Genomic DNA, 24,126 nt, shown 5'->3' on the forward strand with positions numbered 1-24,126 from the left:
CCTTGGTGTGGAAAGGTTCGATCAGTCAGCCAGGGCGGCTTTCTGCAGTTCGAAAATTTCATTCATGCCTTTCTTGGCCAGTTCCAGCATGGCGTTCAGCTCTTCCGGCTGGAACGGCGCGCCTTCAGCGGTGCCCTGGACTTCGATGAAGCCGCCAGTGCTGGTCATCACGACGTTCAGGTCAGTCTCGGCAGCCGAATCTTCCAGGTAGTCAAGGTCAAGCACAGGTTCGCCCTGGTACATGCCCACCGAAACGGCCGCGATCATTTGCTTGAGCGGGTCGCCGCCTTTCAGGCCGCCGCGCTTCTTGATCACTTTCAAGGCATCGACCAGCGCAACCATGGCGCCAGTGATGGATGCGGTGCGAGTGCCGCCGTCAGCCTGGATCACGTCGCAATCGACGTACAGGGTGACATCGCCCAGCTTGGACATGTCCAGCGCAGCGCGCAGGGAACGGCCGATCAGGCGCTGGATTTCCAGGGTGCGCCCGCCTTGCTTGCCACGGCTCGCTTCACGCTGGTTACGCTCGCCGGTGGCGCGCGGCAGCATGCCGTATTCAGCGGTCAACCAGCCTTGGCCTTGACCTTTAAGAAAACGTGGCACGCCGTTCTCGACGCTGACGGTGCAGATGACTTTGGTATCACCGAACTCGACCAGCACAGAACCCTCGGCGTGTTTGGTGTAGTTGCGGGTAATGCGGATCGAGCGGAGCTGATCGGCAACGCGACCACTTGGACGTTTCATAGGGAATACCTGTACTGGGGACGGAAAACTGCGGAGCATTATAGAGCCGCCAGCCACGACTGGGCACTTCTAAAAAATCCGGCCGACGGTTGAAGGCGGCAAAAAGCGCCTAACCGACGGCCTGCTGCCCTTTGTCACAGGGTGTGTTTGGGCGCATCCGCCCCACTGCGCTACAATCCTGCGCCTTTGCTGCCAGTCGGCTTACATTCATTGATATCGGGTCCGCGAAGCCCTACGGGTTTCGCGCCGGCCTGCATTGCGAGGTACCTCCATGGTGCACAGCATGACCGCCTTCGCCCGTGTCGAAAACGCCGGTGTCCAAGGCACCCTGAGCTGGGAACTGCGCTCGGTCAACAGCCGCTACCTGGAACCGCACCTGCGTCTGCCGGAATCCTTTCGCGACCTCGAAGGCGCCGTCCGCGAAGCGCTGCGCCAGGGCATTTCCCGAGGCAAGCTGGAATGCACCCTGCGTTTCACTGAAGAAAGCACCGGCAAAACCCTGCAAGTGGATCGCGAGCGCGCCGCGCAATTGGTCGCGGCCGCCGAAACGATTGCCGGCCTGATCAAGAACCCGGCGGCGTTGAACCCGCTGGAAGTCCTGGCCTGGCCCGGCGTGCTGGTGGGCGACGCTACTGACCCGCAAGCCCTGAATGCCGAGGCACTGGCGCTGTTCAATCAAGGCTTGAAAGAGCTGAAGGCCGGCCGCGAGCGCGAAGGCGCGGAGCTGGCTCGCCTGATCAACGAGCGCCTGACGTCCATTGAAGAAGACGTCGTGACCCTGCGCGAACTGGTCCCGCAGATGCTCGCCACCCAGCGCCAGAAAGTCCTCGATCGCTTTGCCGACATGAAAGCCGATATGGACCCCCAGCGCCTGGAGCAGGAAATGGTCATGCTCGCGCAAAAGAGCGACGTCGCCGAAGAACTGGATCGCCTGAGCACCCACATCATCGAAGTGCGTCGGGTGCTCAAGTCCGGCGGCGCAGCCGGTCGGCGCCTGGACTTCCTGATGCAGGAACTCAACCGCGAAGCCAATACACTGGGCTCCAAAGCCTTCGATCCGCGCAGCACCCAGGCGGCGGTCAACCTCAAAGTGTTGATCGAGCAGATGCGCGAACAAGTACAGAACATAGAGTAAGGCCACCCCGACATGACCCACAGCACCGGCACCCTTTACATCATTTCCGCGCCTTCGGGCGCGGGCAAGAGCAGCCTGGTCAAGGCCCTGACCGACTCCGACCAGGAAATCCGCGTCTCGGTTTCCCACACCACCCGCGCCATGCGTCCCGGTGAAGTGGACGGCGTGAACTATCACTTCGTCTCGCGCGAAGCGTTCGTGAAGATGGGCGAACACGGTGATTTCCTGGAGCGCGCCGAAGTGTTCGGCAATCTCTACGGCACCTCGCAAAGTCACTTGCAGCAGACCCTGGACGCGGGCCACGACCTGATCCTGGAAATCGACTGGCAGGGCGCCGAGCAAGTGCGCAAGTTGATGCCGCAAGCCCGTTCGATCTTCATTCTGCCGCCGTCCCTGGAAGCCTTGCACCAGCGCCTGACCAATCGCGGCCAGGACAGCGACGAGATCATTGACGGCCGGATGCGTGAAGCGGTCAGCGAGATGAGCCACTATGTCGACTACGACTACCTGATCATCAACGACGATTTTGCCCACGCCCTGCACGATTTGAAGGCGATTTTCCGTGCCAATCAGCTGCATCAGAAGCGTCAGCAGCAGCGTAACGGAAAACTTTTGGCTGAATTGCTCGGCTAAACAGCTCTTCCCAAAACCGCTGCGGGGGCTTTACATTGGCACTTGCAGCGCGTTGAAGGGCTTGGTCAAAAAATCAGCGCTTCCCTAATCGCTGGTGATTTTTTAAACTGTTGAGTCCGCTCGCCCAACCGGGCAGCGCGCATATTGCATTCGCTCCGAGGAATACCATGGCCCGCGTAACCGTTGAAGACTGCCTGAACCACGTGGAAAACCGTTTTGAGCTGGTCATGCTGTCCACCAAACGTGCCCGTCAACTGGCCACCGGCGGCAAAGAGCCACTGGTTCAGTGGGAAAACGACAAGCCTACCGTTGTAGCGCTGCGTGAAATCGCTGAAGGCCTGATGAGCTATGAGTTCATCGCCAATGCTGAAATCGTCGAAGACGAACCGCTGTTCGCAGCGTTCGAGGACGAGTCCAACGAGGCCGTCTAAGCCTATGCCTGGTCGACGTAGCACGGCGCGGGGTCACAGCGAACGGCAGGAGTCATCATGCCGAGCATAGACGCCCTCGCCGATCGCTTATCGACCTACCTCGGCAAGGACCAGGTGAACCTGGTCCGCCGAGCGTATTTCTACGCCGAACAAGCCCACGACGGCCAACGCCGCCGCAGCGGCGAGGCGTATGTCACGCATCCCCTTGCCGTGGCGAATATTCTTGCCGACATGCACATGGACCATCAGAGTTTGATGGCGGCGATGCTGCATGACGTGATCGAAGACACCGGGATTGCCAAGGAAGCGCTGCAAGCGCAGTTCGGCGAAACCGTGGCCGAACTGGTCGACGGGGTCAGCAAACTGACCCAGATGAACTTCGAGACCAAAGCCGAAGCCCAGGCCGAAAACTTCCAGAAAATGGCCATGGCCATGGCGCGCGATATTCGCGTGATCCTGGTCAAGCTCGCCGACCGCCTGCACAACATGCGCACGCTGGAAGTGCTGTCCGGCGAAAAACGCCGGCGCATCGCCAAGGAAACCCTGGAAATCTATGCGCCCATCGCCAACCGGCTGGGCATGCACGCCATCCGCATAGAATTCGAAGACCTCGGCTTCAAGGCCATGCACCCGATGCGTTCCGCGCGGATCAACCAGGCGGTCAAACGCGCCCGGGGCAACCGCAAGGAAATCGTCAACAAGATCGAAGAATCCCTGAGCCATTGCCTGGCGATTGATGAAATCCAGGGCGAAGTCAGCGGACGGCAGAAACACCTCTACGGCATCTACAAGAAAATGCGCGGCAAGCGTCGGGCCTTCAACGAGATCATGGACGTCTACGCGTTCCGGATCATCGTCGACAAGGTCGATACCTGCTACCGCGTGCTAGGTGCTGTGCATAATTTGTACAAACCGTTGCCGGGACGCTTCAAGGATTACATCGCGATCCCCAAGGCCAACGGCTATCAGTCGCTGCACACCACGTTGTTCGGCATGCACGGCGTACCGATCGAGATCCAGATCCGCACCCGTGAAATGGAAGAGATGGCCAACAACGGCATCGCCGCCCATTGGCTGTACAAATCCAGCGGCGACGAGCAGCCAAAAGGCACTCACGCCCGCGCCCGCCAGTGGGTCAAAGGCGTGCTGGAAATGCAGCAGCGCGCCGGCAACTCGCTGGAATTCATCGAAAGCGTGAAGATCGACCTGTTCCCGGACGAGGTCTACGTGTTCACGCCCAAAGGCCGGATCATGGAGCTGCCCAAAGGCTCCACAGCGGTCGACTTCGCTTACGCGGTGCACACCGACGTCGGCAACAGCTGCATCGCGTGCCGGATCAATCGTCGCCTCGCACCGCTGTCCGAACCGCTGCAAAGCGGCTCCACGGTCGAGATCGTCAGCGCGCCTGGCGCGCGGCCGAACCCGGCGTGGCTCAACTTCGTGGTCACCGGCAAGGCGCGGACCCACATCCGCCATGCGCTGAAGCTGCAACGCCGCTCCGAATCCATCAGCCTCGGCGAACGCCTGCTGAACAAGGTCCTCAACGGTTTCGACAGCACCCTGGACAAAGTCCCGGCCGAGCGCGTCAAGGCGATGCTCACCGAGTACCGCCTGGAACTGATCGAAGACCTGCTCGAAGACATCGGTCTGGGCAATCGCATGGCCTATGTGGTCGCTCGCCGCCTGTTGGGCGAAGGCGAACAACTGCCGAGCGCCGAAGGCCCACTGGCGATTCGCGGCACCGAAGGCCTGGTCCTCAGCTACGCCAAGTGCTGCACGCCGATCCCGGGCGACCCGATTGTCGGGCACCTGTCGGCGGGCAAAGGCATGGTCGTGCACCTGGACAACTGCCGCAACATCAGCGAAATCCGCCACAACCCGGAAAAATGCATCCAGCTCTCGTGGGCCAAGGATGTCACCGGCGAATTCAACGTCGAGTTGCGCGTCGAACTGGAACATCAGCGCGGCCTGATCGCCCTGCTGGCCAGCAGCGTCAACGCGGCCGACGGCAATATCGAAAAAATCAGCATGGACGAACGCGATGGTCGCATCAGCGTGGTCCAACTGGTGGTCAGCGTGCACGACCGTGTGCATCTGGCCCGCGTGATCAAGAAACTGCGCGCCTTGACCGGGGTGATTCGCATCACCCGCATGCGTGCGTAGCCCATCCATTACAAGGAGTCATTCATGACCAAGACTGTTATCACCAGCGACAAAGCCCCGGCCGCCATCGGCACTTATTCCCAGGCGATCAAGGCTGGCAATACCGTCTACATGTCGGGTCAGATTCCCCTGGACCCAAAAACCATGGAACTGGTCGAAGGCTTCGAAGCCCAGACCGTCCAGGTGTTCGAGAACCTGAAAGCCGTGGCTGAAGCCGCTGGCGGTTCGTTCAAGGACATCGTCAAACTGAACATCTTCCTCACCGACCTGAGCCACTTCGCCAAGGTCAACGAGATCATGGGCAAATACTTTGACCAGCCCTACCCTGCCCGCGCCGCCATTGGCGTTGCAGCCCTGCCAAAGGGTTCGCAGGTAGAAATGGACGCCATTCTGGTCATCGAGTAATACATCCGGCGCAGCCTCCCAGGTTGCGCCGTTTTCGTTTTGAAAGGATTCCACCATGCGCAAAGCGCTTGCCCTCTCCTTGCTCGCCGTTTTCCTCGGCGGCTGCGCCAGCAATCCTGCCGACCGTGATATCAGCGGCACCTGGATCAACCAGGTGGCCATCGATGCTGCCTCCAAGGGCGGCCCCCTGCGCGAAGCGCTCCAGGCTTACGGTCCGAACCTGGAATGGGACGTCAACACCAAGGCCAACCAGGCCCGCTACACCAACGGTTTTGAAAACGTCGAAGGCAAGCTGCTGGCCGATGAGTCCGGCGCCTGGAAAGTCGACTTCTATGGCAGTTCCGCCAGCGAACTGCGACGTGACGGCAAGCAATTGAGCCAGGTCGCCAACGACAACGAACCGGCGCAAGTCTTCGACCGCGCCCTGATTCCAGTCCCGGAAGGCGCGCCAATTGGCGCCAGCTTCGAACGCGCGCTGTACTCGGCCTACATGGGCGGCAGCTGGAAAATCGTCAACGGCCAGGGTGAAGGCAGCACCGTGCAGTTCCAGGCGGATGGCCAGGTGGCCGGCCTGCCGGGTGCGGATCGTTATGCCCTGTGTCTGGCGGGTGACTGCGCGTCGATGAGCGGTGGCAACGACAATATGTGGCTGCAACTCAACGGCCAGGGCAACACCTGGATCTTTGCGCGTAAAGGCAAGGAACTGGAAATCTTCCAGGCCGTGAACACGGCGCAGGCGGATGAAATGCCGCAGTTCACGCCGGGTGATCGCAAGTGGTTGCTGGAAAAGCAGTGATCGAATACCTGTAGGAGCGAGGCTTGCCCGCGAAAGCGTCATAACATCCAACATCTATGTCGGCTGTTACATCGCTTTCGCGGGCAAGCCTTGCTCCTACAGTTGTTTTGGGTGACTCGAAGTTAGCTGCGGTCTCCAAGAATTGCGGCATAGCCTTCGCGATAACTCGGGTACTTCGGCTCCCAGCCCAGCGCTTTCGCCCGCGCATTGCTGCAACGCTTGCTGCCAGTCCTGCGCACACTCTCGTTCTCGGCCCACTCGGTCACGCCCAGATACTCACGCAACCAGCCCACCACGTCAGCCAATGGCGCAGGCGCATCGTCGACGCCTATATAGACGTTATCCAGCGCAACTCCTCGCTGATCAGCCTCAAGCAGATACGCCATCAACCCAGCCGCATCGTCCGAGTGAATGCGGTTGCCGTATAACGGCGGGTCAATCGCCACGCGATAACCGCGACGAACCTGAGTCAGCAGAAATTCGCGTCCCGGACCGTAAATCCCGGTCAGCCGCACGATGCTCGCCGGGACGCCGCTATTAAGGGCAATTTGCTCGGCTTCCAGCATCACTTGCCCGGAATAACCAGCCGCCACAGTCGGTGAAGTCTCGTCGACCCACTCGCCGTCCTGCTGGCCATAAACGCTGCTGCTGGACACGAACAGCAACCGATTCGGCACCTGGCCGTAATCGCCCAGCCATTCCAGCACGTGCTGCAAACCCTGAATATAAGAGGCGCGATAACCTGCTTCATCGTGATCGGTGGCCGCCGCGCAATACACCAGGTAATCCACCGCACCGATTGGCCAGGTTTCCGGACAGTCTTTATTGAACAAGTCGCCGGCAACGCCAATCACCCCTTCGGGCAGGCGCGAGACGTCACGCCGCAAGCCGTGAACTTCCCAACCCGAAGCCAGTAATTGCGTGGCCAGACGACTGCCGACATCACCGCAGCCGGCGATCAAAACAGATGGCGCAGACATCAGAAAACTCCCTCAGGAAAGGTACAGATTAGCGCCCGTAAAGGACGATCGGATAGCAATGGAGGAAAAAAAGAGAAGCCATTACTTCTGTTAACAAGAATTACTTGCAATAATGCCGACCACTTTTGTTCTCGGCCTTACGAGGCCTGGAAGAACATTTACCCTATTTTTCTCTCAGGTCCGGCCAGCATGACACGCAATCAATTCCCCGCTTCGCCAACCAAACGACCTCGCGCCTGGAGCGCTGTGGCCGCCCTGCTGCTCAGCCTGATGCTGGCACCTGTCGCCGCTTTCGCCGATGCGCAAGCACCTGCCGCTCCTGCCGCCACCGCTGCAGCCCCGGCGGATCACGCCGCTCCCGCCGTAGTACCTGCCGCAACCGATCCGGCCCTGGCGGTAGATGCCAACGCCGAAGACGCGCCAGAAGTCCTCGAACCGGACAATTCCCTGGGCATGGCCCACGACCTGTCGCCTTGGGGCATGTACCAGAACGCCGATATTATCGTGAAAATCGTGATGATCGGCCTGGCCATCGCCTCGATCATCACCTGGACCATCTGGATCGCCAAGGGCTTTGAGCTGATGGGCGCCAAGCGTCGTCTGCGCGGTGAGATTGTCCACCTGAAGAAAGCCACCACCCTGAAAGAAGCCAGCGCCAGCGCCACCAAGCAAGGCACCCTCGCTCATCTGCTGGTCCACGATGCCCTCGAAGAAATGCGCCTGTCGGCCAACAGCCGCGAGAAAGAAGGCATCAAGGAACGTGTCGCCTTCCGCCTTGAGCGTCTGGTTGCCGCCTGCGGTCGCAACATGAGCAGCGGCACCGGCGTGCTCGCCACCATCGGTTCCACCGCGCCGTTCGTGGGTCTGTTCGGCACCGTGTGGGGCATCATGAACAGCTTCATCGGCATCGCCAAAACCCAGACCACCAACCTCGCCGTCGTCGCTCCCGGCATCGCAGAAGCCCTGTTGGCTACTGCGCTGGGCCTGGTTGCCGCGATTCCTGCCGTGGTCATCTACAACGTCTTCGCCCGCTCCATCGCCGGTTACAAGGCGCAGGTGTCGGACGCCTCTGCTGAAGTCCTGTTGCTGGTCAGCCGTGATCTGGATCACCTGCCGACCGCTGAGCGCTCCACGCAACCCCACGTGGTCAAAGTAGGGTAATCAGCCATGGGCTTGCATTTGAAAGAAGGCGCAGACGACGATCTGGCCGAGAACCACGAAATCAACGTCACGCCGTTTATCGACGTGATGCTGGTGCTGTTGATCATCTTCATGGTGGCTGCACCATTGGCCACCGTGGACATCAAGGTCGACCTGCCGGCCTCCAGCGCCAAACCGGCGCCACGCCCGGAAAAACCGGTATTCCTCAGCGTAAAAGCCGACCAGCGCCTGTTCCTCGGTGAAGACGAAGTGAAGGCCGAAGCACTCGGCGCCACCCTCGACGCCAGGACCAAGGGCAAGAAAGACACGACGATCTTCTTCCAGGCCGATAAAGGCGTGGATTACGGCGACCTGATGAGCGTGATGGACAACCTGCGCTCCGCCGGTTACCTGAAGGTGGGTCTGGTCGGGCTTGAGACGGCAGTCAAGAAATGATCACGACGCGCCATAAGCTGACGCGTTACAGCGGGAGCCTTGCCGTGGTGCTGGGCGTCCATGCGCTGGCCATTGCGCTGGCGGTGAACTGGACGGCGCGCCCACCGATTGAATTGCCTCCGCAGGCGATGATGGTCGAGTTGGCGCCGGTTCCGGCCCCGCCACCGCCGGCACCGCCGAAGGTGATCACGCCGCCTCAGCCACCGGCCCCGGTGGAAGAACTGCCGATCCCGAAACTGGCGCAAGTGCCTAAGGCAGAAATTGCCGTGCCGAAACCGGTCAAACCCAAGCCCAAGCCGCAACCGCCCAAGCCTGTGGAGAAAAAGCCGGAGCCGCCGAAGGAAAAACCGTCCGAGGAAAAACCGAGCGACGCGCAACCGACCCAGGCCCCGACCGAGAAATCCGCACAACCGGCGCCAGGTCCATCGCCCGCCCAGCAGGCCGCCAAGGCCAGTTGGCAAGGCACCCTGCTCGCGCACTTGGCCAAGTACAAAAAGTACCCGGCCAGCGCGCAATCAAGGGGCAAGGAAGGTCTGAACCGCCTGCGCTTCGTGGTCGATGGTGAAGGCAATGTGTTGTCGTTCGAACTGGTGGGCCGTTCCGGCAACGCCGACCTGGACCGGGCGACCCTGGACATGATCAAACGTGCCCAGCCGCTGCCCAAGCCACCGGCCGACATGCTGAACAACGGCTCGATCGAAATCGTTGCACCGTTTGTTTATTCGCTGGAAAAACGCCGGCGCTAAACAACACACGGCAACTGTAAGAGCGAAGCTCGCTCGCGAAGAGGCCATCACATCCAACATCCATGTTGGCTGATAAACCGCTTCCGCGAGCAAGCTCTGCTCCTACAGGTTATGCAGCGGCCATAAAGGCACCGAAAGGTGCCTTTTGCTTATCCGCCAGCGGCAAACCCGCATTGCCCTGTGTCACTCAACACACTCTCTCTGATAACGTGCGTCTATCGATTGCAGCCGGTATGCTTGGCCCGCAACTTCATGGACGCTCGCTATGACTCTTACAGAATTACGCTACATCGTTACCCTCGCCCAAGAGCAGCACTTCGGCCACGCGGCCGAGCGTTGCCACGTCAGCCAGCCGACCCTGTCGGTGGGCGTGAAAAAGCTTGAAGACGAACTCGGTGTGCTGATTTTCGAGCGCAGCAAGAGCGCCGTGCGCCTGACTCCGGTCGGCGAAGGCATCGTGGCCCAGGCGCAGAAAGTCCTGGAACAGGCCCAAGGCATCCGCGAACTGGCCCAGGCCGGCAAGAACCAACTGACCGCGCCGCTGAAAGTCGGCGCGATCTACACCGTCGGCCCGTACCTGTTTCCGCACCTGATTCCGCAACTGCACCGGGTCGCCCCGCAGATGCCGTTGTACATCGAAGAAAACTTCACCCACGTGCTGCGCGACAAACTGCGCAACGGCGAGCTGGACGCGATCATCATCGCCCTGCCGTTCAACGAAGCCGACGTGCTGACCCTGCCGCTCTACGACGAACCGTTCTACGTCCTGATGCCGGCCCAGCACCCGTGGACCCAGAAAGAAACTATCGACGCCGCCCTGCTCAACGACAAGAGCCTGCTGCTGCTCGGTGAAGGCCACTGCTTCCGCGACCAGGTGCTGGAAGCCTGCCCGACCCTGGGCAAAGGCAACGACGGCGCCAAGCACACCACGGTGGAATCCAGCTCCCTGGAAACCATCCGCCACATGGTCGCTTCCGGCCTGGGCATCTCGATCCTGCCGTTGTCGGCCGTGGACAGTCACCACTACGCCCCCGGCGTGATTGCCGTGCGTCCTCTGTCGCCGCCGGTGCCGTTCCGCACCGTGGCCATCGCCTGGCGCGCCAGCTTCCCGCGGCCGAAGGCGATTGAAATCCTCGCTGACTCCATTCGCCTGTGCTCGGTGGCCAAGCCACAAGCGCCGGTGGTGGCCGGTTAAGTCGCTGCCATGACCGAGTTGTCGCAAGTGTCGGTGACGGCACTCAAGGGTGTCGGTGAAGCCATGGCCGAGAAACTGGCCAAGGTCGGCCTGGAGAATCTCCAGGACGTGCTCTTTCACCTGCCGTTGCGTTATCAGGACCGCACTCGTGTGGTCCCGATCGGCCATTTGCGACCCGGTCAGGACGCCGTGATCGAAGGCACCGTCAGCGGCGCCGACGTGGTCATGGGCCGCCGCCGGAGCTTGGTTGTGCGGATTCAGGACGGCACCGGCGGCCTCAGCCTGCGCTTCTACCATTTCAGCAACGCCCAGAAAGAAGGCCTCAAACGCGGCACGCGGATTCGCTGCTACGGCGAAGCCCGGCCCGGCGCTTCGGGGCTGGAAATCTACCACCCGGAATACCGCGCCATCACCGGTGACGAACCGCCGCCGGTGGATGAAACCCTGACCCCGGTTTACCCGCTCACCGAAGGCCTGACCCAACAACGCCTGCGCCAACTGTGCATGCAAACCCTGACCCTGCTCGGCCCTACAAGCCTGCCCGACTGGCTGCCGACCGAATTGGCCCGGGACTATCAACTGGCGCCGCTGGCCGATGCGATCCGCTACCTGCATCACCCGCCCGCCGATGCCGACGTCGACGAACTCGCCCTCGGTCATCACTGGGCGCAGCATCGCTTGGCCTTTGAAGAACTGCTGACCCATCAACTGTCCCAGCAGCGTCTGCGCGAAAGCATGCGTTCCCTGCGCGCGCCGGCGATGCCCAAAGCCACCAAGCTGCCGGCCAAGTACCTGGCCAACCTCGGCTTCACGCCGACCGGCGCCCAGCAGCGGGTCGGCAATGAAATCGCCTACGACCTCAGCCAGCACGAGCCGATGCTGCGCCTGATCCAGGGTGACGTCGGCGCCGGCAAAACCGTGGTCGCCGCCCTCGCCGCGTTGCAAGCGCTGGAGGCCGGTTATCAGGTTGCCTTGATGGCGCCGACCGAGATCCTCGCTGAACAGCACTTCATCACCTTCAAGCGCTGGCTCGAACCGCTGGGCATCGAAGTCGCGTGGCTGGCCGGCAAGCTCAAGGGCAAGAACCGCGTCGCGGCGTTGGAGCAAATCGCCAACGGCGCGCCCATGGTGGTCGGCACTCATGCGTTGTTCCAGGAAGAAGTGCAGTTCAAGAACCTCGCGCTGGCAATCATCGACGAACAGCACCGCTTCGGCGTCCAGCAGCGCCTCGCCCTACGGCAGAAAGGCGTGGGCGGACGGATGTGCCCGCATCAACTGATCATGACCGCCACGCCGATTCCACGGACGTTGGCCATGAGCGCCTACGCCGACCTCGACACCTCGATCCTCGACGAACTGCCGCCCGGTCGAACCCCGGTCAACACCGTGCTGGTCACCGATACACGGCGCGTTGAAGTCATCGAACGGGTGCGCGGCGCCTGTGCCGAAGGACGTCAGGCCTATTGGGTTTGCACGCTGATCGAAGAATCCGAAGAGCTGACCTGCCAAGCGGCGGAAACCACTTACGAAGACCTGACCGCCGCCCTCGGCGAGTTGAAGGTCGGGCTGATCCACGGGCGCATGAAGCCTGTCGAGAAAGCCGCGGTGATGGCCGAATTCAAGGCCGGCAACCTGCAACTGCTGGTCGCGACCACGGTGATTGAAGTCGGCGTCGACGTGCCGAACGCCAGCCTGATGATCATCGAAAACCCCGAACGCCTCGGCCTCGCGCAACTCCACCAGTTGCGCGGTCGTGTCGGTCGGGGCAGCGCCGCCAGCCATTGCGTGCTGCTTTATCATCCGCCGCTGTCACAGATCGGCCGTCAGCGCCTGGGCATCATGCGCGAGACCAACGACGGATTTGTCATCGCCGAAAAAGACCTCGAACTGCGCGGCCCCGGCGAAATGCTCGGCACACGCCAGACCGGCCTGCTGCAATTCAAGGTCGCGGACCTGATGCGCGACGCCGACCTGCTGCCCGCCGTGCGCGATGCGGCCCAGGCGCTGCTGGAGCGCTGGCCCGATCATGTCAGCCCGTTGCTTGATCGTTGGCTGCGCCATGGGCAGCAATACGGCCAAGTGTGAGCACCGTCGCAGTTTCTGGACCATGGCTTTAAACAAGCTGGTTATACTCCAGCAATTGTTTCAAAAACGGATACACACCATGACCGAAGCTGCCCTCATCCCCGAAACCCCGCACGCTCCGTCTGTTATTCGGCTGCTGCTCGGCAAGCTGGGCATCGCCTACGAAGAAGTCCTCGACCATCACGGCCTCAACGCCGCACGTAAAGTGCAGGCGGTTTTGCTGGATGATGCGGTCGGCGCACTCATGGTGCTGTTCCCGCAGAGTCAGTTGCTGGACCTCAATCGCCTCGCCGAACTGACGGGCCGCCGACTGACTGCTGTCTCGACCGAACGCCTGGAGAAGATGCTCGGCAAACACAGCCTGAGCCTGCTGCCCGGCCTGCCGGCGCTGACCAGTTCACCGTGCCTGTACGAAGAAAGCCTGCTGCGCGAGCCGAAGTTGCTGATCAACTCGGGCGAGCCGAATGTGCTGCTGGAAATCACCAGCGAAGCCTTCAAGAGCATGCTGACCAAGGCCAGCGCCGCCAACTTCGGCGAAGCCCTGACCAGCATCCGCCCGAACCTCGACCGCCCCGACGATGACCGCGAGGAAATCACCCAGGCCGTCCAGGCGTTCACCGCGCGGCGCATCCAGCAACGCCTGGAAGCCACCATCGAGATTCCACCGCTGGCCGAAACCGCGCAAAAAATCATCAAGCTGCGGGTCGACCCCAACGCCACCATCGACGACATCACCGGCGTGGTTGAAACCGACCCGGCTTTGGCCGCGCAAGTCGTGAGCTGGGCGGCGTCGCCGTATTACGCCTCGCCGGGCAAGATTCGTTCGGTGGAAGACGCGATCGTTCGGGTGCTGGGCTTCGATCTGGTGATCAACCTGGCCCTGGGCCTGGCCCTCGGTAAGACCTTGAGCCTGCCCAAAGACCACCCGCAACACACCACGCCGTACTGGCAGCAATCGATCTACACCGCCGCCGTCATCGAAGGCCTGACCCGCGCCATGCCCCGGGCCCAGCGCCCGGAAGCCGGCCTGACCTACCTCGCCGGCCTGCTGCACAACTTCGGCTACTTGCTGCTGGCCCACGTCTTCCCGCCGCACTTCTCGCTGATCTGCCGCCACCTGGAGGTCAACCCGCACCTGTGCCACAGCTATGTTGAACAACATCTGCTGGGCATCAGTCGCGAACAGATCGGTTCCTGGTTGATGCGCTATTGGGACATGCCGGATGAGTTGGCGACTGCGCTGCGCTTCCAGCACGATCCGGGCTATGACGGCGCCTATGCCGAATACCCGAACCTGGTATGCCTGGCGGTGCGTTTGCTGCGCAGTCGCGGGATTGGCTCCGGGCCGGATGAAGACATCCCGGATGCGTTGCTGGAGCGTGTGGGCCTGACCCGCGACAAGGCCAACGACGTGGTCAGCAAAGTGCTTGAAGCCGAAGTGCTGCTGCGCGAACTGGCCTCGCAGTTCACCCAGGCCTAAAAGCTTCGCGGGCAAGCCTCGCTCCTACAGGAGCAAGGCTTGCCCGCGATGAACCCAACTCGGTCTTCCTGACTACCTGATCGTTCCCATGCTCCCGCGTGGTAACGCATCCCGTGACGCTCCGCGTCACAGCCCCAACACCGAACTCAAGCCTTAGGCTTAGCCTTCCTCGGCTTCAAATACTTGGTCAACCCCTGGAACCAGATCACCAGCGCCGGGTTGCCCTTGATTTGAATCGACTTGTCCTGAATCCCCGTCATAAACGCCAACTGCTTGTTCTTCGCCTGCATCGTGGCAAAGCCATACGCCGCGTCTTTAAAGGCAATCGCAAACGCCGGTTCGGCATACACCCCGGACTTGCTGGTGATGCGCTGATCCTTCACGCGAAAATGCCGCGCCACCTTCCCGTCCAGGGTCTGGAGTTGAAACACCAGTTCCTTGTCCCCCAACTGCTGTTGAAACGCAGGATTGGTCCGACTGGCCTTACCCATCAACAAACCCAGCATCCACAGAAGAAAACGAAATTTCATGCGCACAGCCTCAAAGAAAAATGAACGGCCGGCGCAGTGTAGCGGCTTCAGACGATAACGACACTATTGCGTTGTGTTTGAAGAAGATGATGCGGTTTTTGGCGTCAATGACTGCCAAGTCACGCTAACTCCCCAACGGATACACTCCCTTAGGAGCTGCCGAAGGCTGCGACCTTTTGATCTTCGCGTCTGCCCATCACTCCACCACTCCACTGCTACGCTCAGCCACTCGCGCAGGAATCTTCGACGCCTTGCCCGCGTCGCTCATTAGCGAGGCGTACTTCGTGTAAGCCTGTGCCGCCAGCGCTTTATTCTTCAAACCCCAGTAACTGTCGGCGAGGTTCAGATAGGCCACGGTGCGTGTGGGATTTCGGGCAATCACCGCGTTGAGCAATTCGACAGATTCATCGTAATAACCGGTCTCACCGAATAGAAACCCCAAGTCATTCGACCAGGCGGGTAACTGAGGAAAGTCATACTTTTGCGCGATGTACCTGTCCGGGTCGCATTGACCTGCGTTGTCGTACATCAGGAAGCTTCCCATCACCTCCGAGAGCGCCTCGGTCTGCCCTTTTCGATACAGCGCCAACGCCTTGTCGAGCTGTTCCGCGACGTCCGTCATCATCAATTTTTTGTAATCGCCGCCCGCTTGAATGCGCAATTCAGACAACTGCTCAAACAGCTTGCGGCCATCGAAAGACGCCAGGGACATTTCGCCGATCAGGCTTTTGGGGACTTCTTCAACACTGACAACCGAGTGATCGCAGGACTCGTTGTTGACGACCTGCAATACATGTTTCAGCTCGAACTGCCGGGAGCTTTTGTTGTAGCGAAACACCAGGTTGAAGTTATAAACGGCGTTATCTTCTTCGCTGCTGACCAGTACAAGGGCGTTCCCGGCCTCGGCAGAAGGCTGCTTGACCGACACGGTGTCACTTTGCGGATCGATGACCTTCAGCACGCCTGCCGGGTTGCTGATGATGTGGACGCTGAAGATATCGCTCATGGCCGACGAGTATTGGCTCTTGATCAACGGCAATGCTTTGGCCGTATCCAGCAGCATGTCGTTGCCGGTGCCGTGTTCAGGTGTGATCTGCAGGCGGCGGTAGTCTGCGCCGGCTTCACCGGACAGCACAGACACGTTTTGACGGGATGCGGCACCCAATAAACTGGCCTGTTGCTGTTTGATCACCGTTGGCGGATTGGCACCGGAACTTGGTTGCGCGACCTTGCCCGTACTTTGCGAAGCCGTTTCTTTCAAGGGCAGCGCGCAGCCGGAATCACACGCCAACTTCAAAAGCTCAGGCGCGTCCGTCCCCTCGAACACATAAGTTGCCGCGCCATTGCGTTGCCCGTCGCTGTACACCGGCACACTGACCGCCAGCGAAGCGGCGGCCGAAGAGGCCGGAGCAGGTTCAACAACCGTTACCACGTTTGCTTCAACGTCCTTGCAAAGGGTATCGGCTGCCGACTCCAAGAGTGACTTCCCCGTATGCGCGCCCAACTTCGCACTGACCGGACGGCAGTCATAGCCATGCCAGTAAGGGCCCACTTGCATCGAGATATTCTGGGAAAAAATATAGAGATGGTTCAGGACGACTTCTTTGCCGTCATAACTGAAGACCACCCAACGGCGAGATTTAGCGGAAGAGTAATTCTCACTGTCCAGAATGTACTGATTGCCGGATCGATACAGCGCGTTGGTAAACATCGCGCCGGTATATTCCGCGTCGTCGAACAGTCGCTTTCCTGAGCTGGCATCTAAGATGTAGCCGTCAGCGTCCAGGGCCAATGAACAACTGCCGGGCGCCTTGCCATAAGGCTCACAGCGGGTTGCGTGCGAGAAAACCGACTCAGCAGCACCCGCGCCAAAGCTCAATAACACCATCAAGAACATTGAAATCTTCAAGGTAAACAGCTTCACCACTGACACCCCTTCTCGGCAGAAGACTCAGTCAACGGGTGATGATCAAACTCAAACCGCTTCTTGGTTTTGGCATTGGTGTAGGACATGCCGTAAATCAACGCACCCTGGCGAACCATGACGTATTCACCGGTGACGGCGCCGCCCACGACTTCGACCCAGGTGGTGGTGAATTGAAAAGGCCGGCCCTCGGCCATTTCTTCTTGCTCGGTACTTTTGAACACCAGCGGGATCGACTCTTTGGACGTCCCATACTTGGCCCCCGCCCCGCTCCACTTCGCGGCCTCATCACGGTAGATCCTGAACTCAAGCTTTATGTTTTTGCCTTCCAGGGATTTAAAACAGTCAATTTCCGTTCCCACTTCGCTGTGAGCGAATGCGGGGAAGGCCAGCAACATCAGCATCAATAACTTTTTCAAAGACAACTCCCTTTGCCAGATCGCTTATGAATCGGTGATTTTCAACAGCCGGAATTCGTTGTTCACAAACTCGTAATAGCGCGTTCGGTAGAGATTTTTCAGCGGTTTACCCATCAGGTCTTCTTCGGTGTCGACGGTGATGCCGTAGACGATGATCAAGTTGCTGTCGGGCCGGTAAGACAGCGCCAGCGCGTTGCCGTCGTAGGCATTCGGCAGACCCGTGGAGATTTCGCCCGTCTGCGCATCCAGCACCTCGACACACATCGTGCTGCCGCCACAGCCCATCCGGTGCAGAACGTAGTGCCCGGCGAAATTGACCTTGCCGGCGAGGGCTTGTGCGCGCGCTTCATCCATCCATTGATTGCTGTTTTCCTGGGGCACCGGGGCGTGGTTTGGGCCGGCAAACACTTCGGTGATGGTGAAGTCTGTGAAGGATGGATCGGCGGCGAAGGATAAAGAAGTTGCACCGGCCAGGATGCAGCCCAATAAAATCGACAGTCCTTTCATGTTGTAACTCCTGAACAAATTCACTGTTCCCATTGGCATCCGTTCTCCGGAGAAAAATCGATACTCCAGTTGTGAGAAAAGTCGTACTGCCTACCATTCGATTTCTTCGTGTAAGTCATGGAAAGGACTGTTACGCCCTGACTCACCATTTCGTATACGCCGGTTACCTTCCCCTCAGAGACCTCGGTCCACGTAGTGGTGGCCAGCCAAGGCCTATCCGGACTCACTTCTTCAGATTCGCTGTCGGTTAAAACCAGAGGAATCGCCACACCGGAGGAAGCGTACTTAACAAACCCACCGTGCCATTTGTTCGTTTCGTCGTAATAGGTTCGCAGCTCGAAATTCACCGGGCTCGACTCACCTGTCCCAAAACAATAGATTTCCGACACCACCTCGCACCGACCCACCAACGGCAGCACGCCAACCACCAACAGCAGCCATCTTTTCACTTCAAATCCCTTGAAATAACCCGCCTTCAAATCGAAAAGTCCTGCACTTCATCCAGCCCCCAACACCCCTCAAAACTGAACCGGTAAATCACCTGATAACCCGTATCCGGCTTTTGCAGTTTCACCGTCGCCGACGTGTCGCTCTTGTCCACGATCTCTAGCGTCAGCCCTTGCATCTCACGCGCCTTCGCCTCGGGGATCAGCGGGAACACCAGGTCACTGCGATCCAGCATCGTACTGACCTGCTTCGGCTCGGGCTCTGCATCCACCGTGATCAGCTTCTTCATCGGAACGCGGGTGAAGGTTTTTTGACTGGCCGTGCTTTCCATGAAGTCGGCTAAAAACCCTTCGAAATCCTTCGAGGGACAGCCCAACACCTGGGCTTGTTCGGCAGGTTCCGGCATCAGGCAGGGCTTGGCCGGGTCAACCTGTATGCCTTGAGCGCTCAACTGCTCTGCGTTAGTGCGTGAATCTTCCTGTCCCATGTTGGCCGCCGCCAGGTAACAGGCCAGTGCCCGTTGCGAATCCTGAATGCCCAGGGTGCCACGTTGAAAGGCACTGCCCAGGTCATTGAGCGCATAGGACGCACCTTGCGCGGCAGACCTTTTCAGCGCCGCCAGGGATTTGGCCGGGTCGGCGCAAGGACGCGGGTCGCCATACTCGCCTTCGTCACAATAAAACCCGGAAAGTGCATGACTGGCCTGGGCCAGCGTTCGGGAACCTTGGCTCAAAAGCTCGAGAATTTTGCTGTTGTCCAGGCGCGGCGCCTGCCCCGAAAGGCTGACTGACGCGGCAGCATAGGCCGCCTGGTCGTTACCTTGGGCGGCCCCGTCCAGGTAACTGTCCAGGGACGAAACATACAACTGCACGTCGGCCGGATACCCCGACTCGTTCGTCAGCTTGTCATACAGCGCCCCTCGCTTGAGGGCGCGGGCACCCGGCGCAGCGCGCAGTTCCCCTTGTTGCTCGGACAGCACCTTTTCCAGCGACCAGTCTTCGACCCGCACCAATTTCCAGCAGTCGCCGAACTTGAACGTGAAGGCCTTCAGCACTTCGCCTTTGTGGTCGCGGACGAACACATAGTTGGGCAACTGAACCTGCAAACTCAGCCCGGATTTCGCGATGTAGTCCGCCGACAACTCAGTCAGAGATCGCGGCGCCAGCGTCGCCACCTGCCGTTGCACCACCCGGGGTTTCGACCCGGTGGAGACCACCGACAACTCCATCACCGGCGAAGCGACAAAGGCTGGCTGAGTATCGGGATTCGCCGTAAACGCGGTGACGAACTCCACAAAATTGGCGCTGGGGCATAGCACTGCACCCGGCTCCGCCGCAAACGCCGCCGACGACATCACCAGCGCCAACCACACCAGGCACCCACGCTTCAAACCCGCCACTAGAGAATTCCTTTTCATCAAAAAATCACTTCACCAACGTCAGCTCACCATCGCGATACAACACCTCACACCCCAGCCACGCCACGTCGACTTGAGGCAGCACCGCCGAAGGTTTGCGCAGTTCACGCAACAAGGTCGAGCCGTGGGACAAGCGCCCACCCATGCGCGCAATCACCGCCCGCGCGGCCTGGTAGTGCGCGTGGCGACCGGGGTCGAGGGTGTCTTCGAGCAAAATGTCGTCGCCCAGAATGCCTTGCACCTGGCCCGGATAAATCATGAAACCCGTCGCTTGCTCGGTGCCTTCGCGACCGTCTTGCCAGAAGCTGCCGTCGCGGCTGCGAATGTCTGGATGCGGCGCGAACCAATGCACTCGATCCGCCATCGGCATGGCGTGGTGCAGGCGGAAGAACACCCGCATCAGGTTGTCGCGATACCACTCGCGCACTTGCAGGTAGTAGCCGCGCAGGCCCGGCAGGCCAGTGGAATGGGCGACACGGATAAGCCCCGACCATCGCGGGAAGGCCTGCAACGGCAAGTCAGTCGGTGCCGGCCGTGGCGTGGCCGGATCGGTTTCCCAGGGCAATCGATGCGGGCTGTTTTCAAGATCTTCATACGCCGTCGGCGGCCGGCCCAGCAGATCGCCGCCGCTGCTGGCCAATGATGTGGCGATGCACAGATTGCCTTGCACCACGAACACATAGAACCGGGTGAACCAGTCTGCCAGTTGTTGGCCGTTGGCACCTTGGGCGATCAGTCCGGACAGTTCTTCGTCGAAGCGGCGCAAGCGCGGTTCCAACGTCAGTAAGTGCCCGCGGGCGATACGTTGCATGCGCAGGAACAACGGCAACGAACGCAGCATTCGCAGCGGTCGCCACGGCAGGTGCGGTGTCGCGCCACCAACTTCACCGGCATAGCTGCTGGCGGAAATCCCCCAGTCGGCCAACCGTGCCAGAAACAGGTCGTTGTTGATGTATGAGGCGCCGCCAAACACGGCGGTAAACGGCTCGTTGTCCTGCAACACCCGCGAGTCCCAACGCGCCATGATCGCCGGAATACTCGCCGCCGCACGCCGTTGCGCGTACTCCACGAACACGCTCGGTTGCGGTGGCAGGATCTCGGCAATGTTGGCGGCGGTCAGGTGCCGGCGCCAGCCGTAGTCGCTGATCGGCCGGTATTGCAGCAACCAGAGTTGCTGGCCATCCCAGGCCCATTCGACGTCGCCGGGCACGTAGTGAAAGACCCGCAACACGCCTTGCAGAAAGCGCCACAACAGGTCCGCCGTCAGGCCATGGGAAGGCTTGAACGTGTCGCTGCTCCACGAATCACCGAGGCGGGAAATGATCGCGCGCTCGGGGCTGACCTGACCGTCGGCCAGCGACTCGAGATGCCCTTCGACCCACTCCAGTTCCACCGACAGATGCCGCACAAACCCGATCCCGGACACCTTGGGCGTGATGAAGCGCTGCACCACCACTTCTTCCACACCCGCCGCGCTCAACTCGGCGATGCGCGCCGACACGTTGGACGTCGGTTCGCGCAGGAACGTGGTGCTCAACCCGGCATTCGCCGCATCGGCCTGATCCTCGCCATAACTGGAGGAACGCACCGCCCACGTGGCGTCCGGTTGGCTGGCGAGAAACGCCGGCAAGCGCGGATCATGACCCTCGTTGAGCGACAGCGCCGGCGGCACCGCTTGCCCGGCCAACTCCGCCAGACGCAAGCGACCGCCCTTGGTGTGCGCAACGAATCCGCATTCGCCCGATTCCAGCCACCCGGCGAATTCGGCCGGTGAGTCGATCCACGGGTAATGGCCCCAACCGGTTTTCAAGCTGATTGTGAGATCTGCGCGAGCCAGAATCGCCGACCACGCGGCAGCCTGCGCGATGCCGAGCACGTTGTCCTGATCGCCCCACACCAACTCCACAGGGTCGGTGATCCACTCCAGCAGCGGCAGCGCCGTGTCGGCGCGCACCAGGTCCCAGTGCGGCACAAACGCGCGGCAGCGAGCGTATCCGGCGCCCATGCGCTGGTACTGCGCGGGCGTCCAGGTCTGGTTGGAGAACTTGTGCGCGAACACGGCGGGTTTGTTCGACAGCAACCAGTGAATGGTCTTGCGAATCGGCAGCGGCGACATCAACGCCGGCAGCCGTCGTTGCCACAAGAATGCGCCGACCGGCGCCAGCAACACGCTGCGGCAAAAGTGCCCCGGCTGACGTTGCAGCGCGTGCAACACCAGCAACGCATTGACCCCGACCGCCATGATCGCGCTGCCTTCAACCGTCATCGCCAGCAACGCTTGCGCGTACGCCGTAAGGTCTTCGCACGGCGCCTGTGGATTGCTGCCGAAGCCCGGCAATTCCAGCGGCACCACGTGGTAGCGCTGAAAGTGCGGCAGCGCGTCATCCCACCATTCGGCGGCGCTGCCGTTGCCGGCCAGCAGGTACATCACAGGCTTGCTCATGGACAATCCTCAGGTCAGGTCGCGCAAGGCAGCGTCGAGGGTCGGGTAACGGAAGGTGTAGCCGGCCTCGGTCAATCGGCTCGGCACCACCCGTTGCCCATCGAAAAACAACTGCGCCATCTCGCCGGCCAGTGCGCGTACGGGCGCGGCGGGAATGTGGAACCACACCGGGCGCTTCAGGGCTTTACCGACGCGGCTGGCGAACACGCCCTGACTCACCGCATCCGGCGCCACCAGGTTGTACGTGCCGCTCAAGCTGTTGTCATCGAAGGCACGGGCGATCACTTGAATCACATCGTCGCGATGCACCCAACTCATGATCTGCTGCCCATCGCCCATGCGCCCGCCGAACCCCAGGCGAAACGGAATCAGCAACGGCAACAACGCGCCGCCCGGGCCGAACACCACGCCCAAGCGCAGCACCACCTGACGCACGCCGAACTCGGTGGCCGGTTGCGCGGCGGCTTCCCACTGGGCGCACAACTCAGCCATGAAACCGTCGCCCTTGCTCGCGCCTTCATCCAGGCTTTCGCTGGCATCGCGCACGCCGTAAAAACCGATGGCCGAGGCCTGAATCCACAGCGCCGGTTTGTGTTTGGCGTTCTTCAGCCAGGTCATCAGCGCTTCGGTGGTGTTGACCCGACTGGCGATCAATTGCGCCTGGCGTTTCTCACTCCAACGCGGCCCGGCGACCGGTGCGCCCGCGAGGTTGATCACCACGTCGAACGTCTCGTTGTAGCCGAGCTTGCTCAGGGAACGCACGCACCGGGCGCGACCATCAAACAGGTACGCCGCTTTCAACGGATCACGCGCCAAGACGCTGACCGTATGACCGGCGTCGAGCAATTGATTGACCAGCACTTCACCGATAAACCCGGTGCCACCGGTCACCAGCACGCGCTTATAAGTGCCACCCGCGAACGGGTTCGACGGTTTGCCTTCGCGCTGCATGCGCAACGCCGCCAAGCCATCGCGAATCCCAGAGGCCGTCACGCCAATGGCGAACAACGTCAGCAACCAACCACGCCAGCCGAAATCAATCGCGGTCAGCCCTGTCGGCAGGCTCGCCCACTGCGCCAGTTGCACGCCGTACAGCGCAAAAAACGCCCCGCCATTCACCGCCAACACGGTGTGCATGATCCGCTCGATGGCCGGCAGTTTGCGGCTACGATCCTCGACCACGAAATCCCACAGCGTCAGGCAAATCTCCAGGGCAAACAGCAGCGCAATCACAATCGCCCACGTGCCCTGGAACGCCAGATGCGCCATGCCCAGAAACAGAACCCCGTAGAAACACGAGCGCAGCGCATGGATCGACAACTCCAGCCGCGCACTGTGCCGATACGGCAGCGCGACGGTCAGTTCGTGGTGATAAATCGTATCCAGCGCACCCAAAATGGCCTGGGCAATCAGCAGCGCGACCGCCCAATCCAGAAGAGAAAAATCAGGCATGGTCAGCGTCACTCGGTGGGGTGTTTGAAGAGGCGGCGCGGCGGTCGTGGCGATAGAGCCAGATCAGCGGCGGCAATAAAGTCAGTAGCGCGAAGCCATCGATCCACAGGTTCACCCACAGCTGCGCCGTCAGGGAGAACCACATGTCCTGCGGCGCCCACAACACAATGCCGGCGATCAACCAGCCCCAGGCCATGGGACTTTTCAGGCGATTGCCGATGCGCACGAGACCGAGCATGTAGAGGGAATAACTTTGCAGCGTGGCGCCGAACACGGCGAGCCACCAGAGTTGCTGCTCGCGGGCGGCGCGCGGTGGCAGGTCCGTCCAGAAGGCGTAGTCGACGTTTTGCAGGTAGACGTCGAGCCATCCCGAAGGGCCGACCCAGGTCAGCACGATACTGACCAGCAGATGCACCAGCGCGGCGGCGGATAGCCAAGCAACCAGGGCTTGGCGAAGGGTATTTGAGGGGACTGGCATTCCGTGTCCTGAGGGCTTCCTTGAGGGGGGCAAGTCTAAAGGAAATTGGGGACAGGAAATTGGGGACAGATTTATTTATTAATGGCAGTGGCGAGCCTCCACTCATAGGCCGAAGTATCA

Annotated in this window: 23 protein-coding genes; 12 read left to right on the plus strand and 11 right to left on the minus strand. The window is 60.7% G+C overall.

From position 1 onward, the window contains the following. Positions 1-21: 21 nt before the first annotated feature. Complete coding sequence (rph, locus tag ACY4LX_RS00150) at positions 22-744, minus strand: ribonuclease PH (protein ID WP_046030686.1); 723 nt, start codon at positions 742-744, stop codon at positions 22-24. 271 nt (positions 745-1,015) lie between these two features. Between rph and ACY4LX_RS00155 the strand changes: the two genes are divergently transcribed. The 6 genes from ACY4LX_RS00155 to ACY4LX_RS00180 all read left to right on the plus strand — a co-directional run bounded on the left by ACY4LX_RS00155 (position 1,016) and on the right by ACY4LX_RS00180 (position 6,307). Then, positions 1,016-1,879 (plus strand): YicC/YloC family endoribonuclease, encoded by an 864-nt coding sequence (locus ACY4LX_RS00155; RefSeq protein ID WP_149659480.1) that lies wholly within the window; start codon positions 1,016-1,018, stop codon positions 1,877-1,879. Positions 1,880-1,891: 12 nt separating this feature from the next. Further along, positions 1,892-2,512, plus strand: coding sequence for a guanylate kinase (gene gmk, locus ACY4LX_RS00160; RefSeq protein ID WP_149659479.1), 621 nt, complete (start codon positions 1,892-1,894; stop codon positions 2,510-2,512). Between the two features lie 167 nt (positions 2,513-2,679). Next, positions 2,680-2,943, plus strand: coding sequence for a DNA-directed RNA polymerase subunit omega (gene rpoZ, locus ACY4LX_RS00165; protein WP_007894670.1), 264 nt, complete (start codon positions 2,680-2,682; stop codon positions 2,941-2,943). Positions 2,944-3,000: 57 nt separating this feature from the next. Further along, positions 3,001-5,106: a bifunctional GTP diphosphokinase/guanosine-3',5'-bis pyrophosphate 3'-pyrophosphohydrolase gene (gene spoT, locus ACY4LX_RS00170; protein ID WP_213937837.1), complete on the plus strand. Its 2,106-nt coding sequence runs from the start codon at positions 3,001-3,003 to the stop codon at positions 5,104-5,106. A 24-nt stretch (positions 5,107-5,130) separates the two neighbouring features. Beyond that, on the plus strand, positions 5,131-5,511 hold the full coding sequence (locus ACY4LX_RS00175; RefSeq protein ID WP_003229509.1) for a RidA family protein: 381 nt from the start codon (positions 5,131-5,133) through the stop codon (positions 5,509-5,511). Between the two features lie 55 nt (positions 5,512-5,566). After that, on the plus strand, positions 5,567-6,307 hold the full coding sequence (locus tag ACY4LX_RS00180; RefSeq protein ID WP_463258858.1) for a hypothetical protein: 741 nt from the start codon (positions 5,567-5,569) through the stop codon (positions 6,305-6,307). Positions 6,308-6,429: 122 nt separating this feature from the next. On the opposite strand, the gene ACY4LX_RS00185 is transcribed toward ACY4LX_RS00180, so the two are convergent. After that, the gene (locus ACY4LX_RS00185) at positions 6,430-7,287 is read right to left on the minus strand and encodes an SDR family oxidoreductase (RefSeq protein ID WP_463258859.1); all 858 of its coding nucleotides are present in this window, start codon (positions 7,285-7,287) and stop codon (positions 6,430-6,432) included. A gap of 189 nt (positions 7,288-7,476) precedes the next feature. Between ACY4LX_RS00185 and exbB the strand changes: the two genes are divergently transcribed. From exbB to ACY4LX_RS00215, 6 genes are all read left to right on the plus strand, one after another. Beyond that, positions 7,477-8,448, plus strand: a complete 972-nt coding sequence (gene exbB, locus ACY4LX_RS00190) for a tonB-system energizer ExbB (RefSeq protein WP_463258860.1) — start codon at positions 7,477-7,479, stop codon at positions 8,446-8,448. 6 nt (positions 8,449-8,454) lie between these two features. Then, a complete protein-coding gene (exbD, locus tag ACY4LX_RS00195; RefSeq protein WP_008150131.1) occupies positions 8,455-8,883 on the plus strand; it encodes a TonB system transport protein ExbD in 429 nt (142 codons plus the stop codon). Further along, positions 8,880-9,629 carry an energy transducer TonB family protein gene (locus ACY4LX_RS00200; RefSeq protein ID WP_463258861.1) on the plus strand — a complete coding sequence of 250 codons (750 nt, stop codon included), beginning with the start codon at positions 8,880-8,882 and terminating at the stop codon, positions 9,627-9,629. The genes exbD and ACY4LX_RS00200 overlap by 4 nt, the downstream gene beginning before the upstream one ends. Before the next feature lie 265 nt (positions 9,630-9,894). Then, a complete protein-coding gene (locus ACY4LX_RS00205; protein WP_123408680.1) occupies positions 9,895-10,824 on the plus strand; it encodes a hydrogen peroxide-inducible genes activator in 930 nt (309 codons plus the stop codon). A gap of 9 nt (positions 10,825-10,833) precedes the next feature. Next, positions 10,834-12,909, plus strand: coding sequence for an ATP-dependent DNA helicase RecG (gene recG / locus ACY4LX_RS00210; protein WP_054048424.1), 2,076 nt, complete (start codon positions 10,834-10,836; stop codon positions 12,907-12,909). 79 nt (positions 12,910-12,988) lie between these two features. Beyond that, entirely contained in the window at positions 12,989-14,389 is a 1,401-nt protein-coding gene (locus ACY4LX_RS00215) for an aminoacyl-tRNA deacylase and HDOD domain-containing protein (RefSeq protein ID WP_149659472.1), read from the plus strand. A gap of 146 nt (positions 14,390-14,535) precedes the next feature. On the opposite strand, the gene ACY4LX_RS00220 is transcribed toward ACY4LX_RS00215, so the two are convergent. The 9 genes from ACY4LX_RS00220 to ACY4LX_RS00260 form a co-directional block, all read right to left on the minus strand. Further along, entirely contained in the window at positions 14,536-14,919 is a 384-nt protein-coding gene (locus tag ACY4LX_RS00220; RefSeq protein ID WP_133835380.1) for a helicase, read from the minus strand. A 196-nt stretch (positions 14,920-15,115) separates the two neighbouring features. Continuing rightward, the gene (locus ACY4LX_RS00225) at positions 15,116-16,843 is read right to left on the minus strand and encodes a hypothetical protein (RefSeq protein WP_463258862.1); all 1,728 of its coding nucleotides are present in this window, start codon (positions 16,841-16,843) and stop codon (positions 15,116-15,118) included. Then, positions 16,840-17,262: a hypothetical protein gene (locus tag ACY4LX_RS00230; RefSeq protein WP_463258863.1), complete on the minus strand. Its 423-nt coding sequence runs from the start codon at positions 17,260-17,262 to the stop codon at positions 16,840-16,842. Before ACY4LX_RS00230 ends, ACY4LX_RS00225 begins: the two co-directional genes overlap by 4 nt. Positions 17,263-17,286: 24 nt before the next feature. Beyond that, entirely contained in the window at positions 17,287-17,769 is a 483-nt protein-coding gene (locus ACY4LX_RS00235) for a hypothetical protein (RefSeq protein WP_463258864.1), read from the minus strand. 20 nt (positions 17,770-17,789) lie between these two features. Continuing rightward, positions 17,790-18,248, minus strand: coding sequence for a hypothetical protein (locus ACY4LX_RS00240; RefSeq protein WP_463258865.1), 459 nt, complete (start codon positions 18,246-18,248; stop codon positions 17,790-17,792). Beyond that, entirely contained in the window at positions 18,245-19,615 is a 1,371-nt protein-coding gene (locus ACY4LX_RS00245) for an SEL1-like repeat protein (protein WP_463258866.1), read from the minus strand. The genes ACY4LX_RS00240 and ACY4LX_RS00245 overlap by 4 nt, the downstream gene beginning before the upstream one ends. Positions 19,616-19,640: 25 nt before the next feature. Then, positions 19,641-22,076 carry an alpha/beta hydrolase gene (locus ACY4LX_RS00250; RefSeq protein ID WP_463258867.1) on the minus strand — a complete coding sequence of 812 codons (2,436 nt, stop codon included), beginning with the start codon at positions 22,074-22,076 and terminating at the stop codon, positions 19,641-19,643. A gap of 9 nt (positions 22,077-22,085) precedes the next feature. Then, the gene (locus ACY4LX_RS00255) at positions 22,086-23,528 is read right to left on the minus strand and encodes a TIGR01777 family oxidoreductase (RefSeq protein ID WP_463258868.1); all 1,443 of its coding nucleotides are present in this window, start codon (positions 23,526-23,528) and stop codon (positions 22,086-22,088) included. Further along, the gene (locus tag ACY4LX_RS00260; protein ID WP_133835374.1) at positions 23,521-24,006 is read right to left on the minus strand and encodes a cell division protein; all 486 of its coding nucleotides are present in this window, start codon (positions 24,004-24,006) and stop codon (positions 23,521-23,523) included. Before ACY4LX_RS00260 ends, ACY4LX_RS00255 begins: the two co-directional genes overlap by 8 nt. Between the last annotated feature and the right edge of the window lie 120 nt (positions 24,007-24,126).

This window comes from Pseudomonas sp. Emmai (genome assembly GCF_055179735.1).